The following is a 394-nucleotide window of genomic DNA, read 5'->3' as shown; positions in this document are numbered from 1 at the left end:
ACTCAGTTGATCTTCGAGGCAGCCGCCAACACACCGGCGGACGAGATGCCCGAGCTGGTTAGCGGTCTGCACGTCCAAAAGCGTGGTGCCGAGCTCTACCAGGTATTGAATCAACTGGCTCGGTCCCAGTCGGCAGCAGCCATCGTTGACACCGTCACGTGCCTGCGTGAAGCAGACCAGCACTCTGATGCGTACCAAGTTCTCAGTGCTGTAGGAAGAGATTGCCCTCCAGCGGAGGTACTGAAGGTCCTGACGCGAGTAGACGAACGCGACACCCAATGGATCCTGGATGCAGCTTGCCGAGACCGTCCCTTGTACGAGCTACCGCAATTGGCGGAAAAACTCCGGAATCTTCGCCCTGACGATGTAAAAACAATCCAACGTGTGCACCGTC

The 394-nt window shown here is 57.4% G+C and carries 1 protein-coding gene; it reads left to right on the top strand.

Annotated elements, in window-relative coordinates:
• Nucleotides 1–394 (top strand): hypothetical protein (locus Q3W56_RS20740; protein WP_302896710.1); only part of this gene is annotated, 394 nt, incomplete at both ends.

It is taken from the genome of Bacillus sp. C28GYM-DRY-1 (assembly GCF_030519405.1).
In the GTDB taxonomy this organism is placed as follows: Bacteria; Bacillota; Bacilli; order Bacillales; family Bacillaceae; genus Bacillus; species Bacillus spizizenii_A.
This window is presented reverse-complemented; position numbering and strand designations above follow the sequence as displayed.